The following is a 2,769-nucleotide window of genomic DNA, read 5'->3' as shown; positions in this document are numbered from 1 at the left end:
TAGTATTGAAGGCGCTCGGGTTGCCCCAACGTCGCAGCCATCTCCTCAACCAACTGGCGCTGGAACTGCTCGAAGAGCGGTTCGCCGCCGGCCGGGAGTGCCCGACGGGCTGCCCCATGTCATCGCGTTTCTCCTGCTCGACGCGGCCCAAGCCAGTCGCCTCGACAGGCTATGCCAGCAGCGGCGGTTGCCTACGGACTGGCAAAACCACCGGTGTCATCCCAACGGCACCGTACCGGGCTGACACCCACCAGGACTCCCCCAAACACCAAGGACCCACCATGCCGAAATACTTCGATCCCCACATCCACATGGTCAGCCGCACCACGGACGACTACCAGAACATGGCGGCCGCCGGCATCACCGGCGTCATCGAACCGGCCTTCTGGCTGGGCCAGGCACGCACCAGCGTCGGCAGCTTCATCGACTACTTCGATACCTTGTTGGGCTGGGAGCGCTTCCGTGCCAGCACGTTCGGGATTCACCATTTCTGCACCATCGCGTTGAACCCCAAGGAGGCCAATGATCTGTCCCTGGCCAGCGAAGTGCTGGACATCCTGCCCCGTTACTTGGTGAAGGACGGCGTGGTGGCGGTGGGCGAGATCGGCTACGACGACATCACCCCCGAGGAAGACCGCTTCTTCGCCAGCCAACTGGAACTGGCCAAGCAGTTCAACCTGCCCGTGCTGGTGCACACCCCACATCGCGACAAGATCGGCGGCACCAAGCGCACCCTGGCGGTGATCCGCGAGGTGGGTATCGCCGAGCACCTAGTCATCATCGACCACCTGAACGAACTGACCCTCCCGTTGGTGCTGGACAGTGACTGTTGGCGTGGGCACTCGATCTACCCCAACACCAAGATGTCGGAGCAGCGCATGGTGGCCCTGCTGCAGGAGTACGGCACCGAGAAGATGGTGGTGAACAGCGCCGCCGACTGGGGGATCAGCGACCCGCTCAAGGTGCCCAAGACGGGCCAGGCGATGCTCGCCGCCGGTTTCAGCGAGGCGCAGGTCGAACAGGTGCTGTTCCACAACCCAGTTGACTTCTTCGCCCAGAGCGGCCAGTTGGACAAGGCTCTGGTCAGCACTCCCCTGCCCATCGACCAGCGCCGGCAGTGGCAGGACAACTCCGTCCTGCGCGGCCAGGAGCCGGTGGTCGAATGAACGCCAGCGCGGGTTGGACTGCCGGCCAGATCGGCTATTGCGGCAATGTGCACCCGGCCCATGACTTGGCCGAATTGCGCGCCTCGATCGAGCGGCAGTTCCAGGCGGTTAGAGCCTGTTATTAACCCGTTCGTTTCTTGATCAGCCTGGTGCTGCCAAGGCCTTGAGAGCAGTCGGCAGCATCAGGCAAACAAAGGCTATGAAGTGTTTTCCTCGATCACTGGGCTTGCACTACCGAGGCAGCAACTACCTGCTGCTCGGGATAAAGAACGCGGCGCACATCCTTCTCGCTAAAGGCCAGCATCGACGATGCTCAGGCGGTCGAACTCGCCGCTCTGCTCGTGCTTGGCATACTCGCCTTCGAGGTAGTCGGGATTGTCGGAGTGGCCGATTTCATCCATACAGGCCAGGGCTTCCAAGGCATATTGGCCGGAGTAGTCGCATTTGCGCTGGCCAAATAGGACAAACAGCTTGATGGTCATTTCCTTGATGAGTTGGCCTTGCCAACCATGATATTCACGTCAAAGAAAGAAAGCTGGTTGAACCTATGCTCAGACCGAGCGGGCTCAACGATCTGGACAACACTTCCTTTGATTTCGACCATGCGACACGCCGCCTTCACTGAGGGACCGTAGGTCGGGTGAGTCCAATAAAGGCCGTCTTCATACTTCGTCTGCATAGCGGCTTTCTATTTGTGAGAGAGCTTTTCCTATCTCCGGGTGGTGTTCAGCTCAGCTGTCCAGCAGCCGGCGACAATCTTCGGTAATGACTCGCACCTGCTCGCGTAGATCCATCATTTCGTGTTCGGTAACCGTCCGGCCAAGTCATCTGGCTTGAACCCGCCAGGCTAGGAGAGGGTGTCCACCTATTTATCGTGGACACCCTCTCCAGGCTTTTAAGCGGGAAAATCATGCAGCGTCGTTCCTATTCCACAGCCTTCAAGGCTCAAATCGTGCAGGAGTGTGGCCAGCCCGGCGCCTCCGTCGCCAGCGTAGCGCTGAGCCATGGCATCAACAGCAACGTTGTCCATAAATGGATACGCACGGCTCGCAACCAGGCAGTTGAAACCCTGCCGGCGTTCATCCCGCTTGCGCTTGAATCGCCGGCGCGAGCGGAGTGCTCATCCAGCGCGGACATCCGCATCGAAATTCCTCATCGCCGTACGACCTTGACCGTTCACTGGCCTGCGGGCGATGCCGAAGGCTGTGCCCGGTTCATGCGTGAGCTCCTGCAATGATCCGCATCGATGCCATCTGGCTCGCCACCGAACCACTGGATATGCGGGCCGGAACGGAAACGGCCCTGGCCAGGGTGGTGGCGGTCTTCGGTGTGGCGAAGCCGCACAACGCCTACCTGTTCGCCAACAAACGAGCCAACCGCATGAAAGTGCTGATTCACGATGGTTTCGGTGTCTGGCTCGCCTCGCGCCGGCTGAACCGGGGCCGCTTCGTCTGGCCAGGCAGCTGGCAGGGTGCCCAGCTTGAGCTGAGCGCCGAGCAGCTTCAGGCCCTAGTGCAGTTTCATAGATGTAGTTGTTGAAAATGCGGTGTCGGGCGATGCTATGGCCCATGAAAGCACCTCTATTCGTTCGCCCTTTGACTAC

Annotated in this window: 5 protein-coding genes; 4 read left to right on the top strand and 1 reads right to left on the bottom strand. The window is 60.3% G+C overall.

Translation table 11 applies throughout. From position 1 onward, the window contains the following. Nucleotides 1-281 precede the first annotated feature (281 nt). A complete protein-coding gene (locus tag BMY22_RS23060) occupies nucleotides 282-1,166 on the top strand; it encodes a TatD family hydrolase (RefSeq protein WP_090625640.1) in 885 nt (294 codons plus the stop codon). Further along, nucleotides 1,163-1,291, top strand: a complete 129-nt coding sequence (locus BMY22_RS25300) for a hypothetical protein (protein WP_279626397.1) — start codon at nucleotides 1,163-1,165, stop codon at nucleotides 1,289-1,291. Before BMY22_RS23060 ends, BMY22_RS25300 begins: the two co-directional genes overlap by 4 nt. 165 nt (nucleotides 1,292-1,456) lie before the next feature. Here BMY22_RS25300 and BMY22_RS23055 read toward each other — a convergent pair whose 3' ends face one another. Continuing rightward, on the bottom strand, nucleotides 1,457-1,648 hold the full coding sequence (locus BMY22_RS23055) for a hypothetical protein (RefSeq protein WP_090625638.1): 192 nt from the start codon (nucleotides 1,646-1,648) through the stop codon (nucleotides 1,457-1,459). A gap of 428 nt (nucleotides 1,649-2,076) precedes the next feature. On the opposite strand from BMY22_RS23055, the gene tnpA reads away from it, so the two are divergent. Further along, nucleotides 2,077-2,403, top strand: a complete 327-nt coding sequence (gene tnpA / locus BMY22_RS23045) for an IS66-like element accessory protein TnpA (protein WP_090625635.1) — start codon at nucleotides 2,077-2,079, stop codon at nucleotides 2,401-2,403. Next, nucleotides 2,400-2,705, top strand: a complete 306-nt coding sequence (gene tnpB, locus BMY22_RS23040) for an IS66 family insertion sequence element accessory protein TnpB (protein WP_143068625.1) — start codon at nucleotides 2,400-2,402, stop codon at nucleotides 2,703-2,705. The genes tnpA and tnpB overlap by 4 nt, the downstream gene beginning before the upstream one ends. The last annotated feature ends 64 nt before the right edge of the window (nucleotides 2,706-2,769 follow it).

Source organism: Azotobacter beijerinckii, from assembly GCF_900110885.1.
Classification (GTDB): Bacteria; Pseudomonadota; Gammaproteobacteria; order Pseudomonadales; family Pseudomonadaceae; genus Azotobacter; species Azotobacter beijerinckii.
This window is presented reverse-complemented; position numbering and strand designations above follow the sequence as displayed.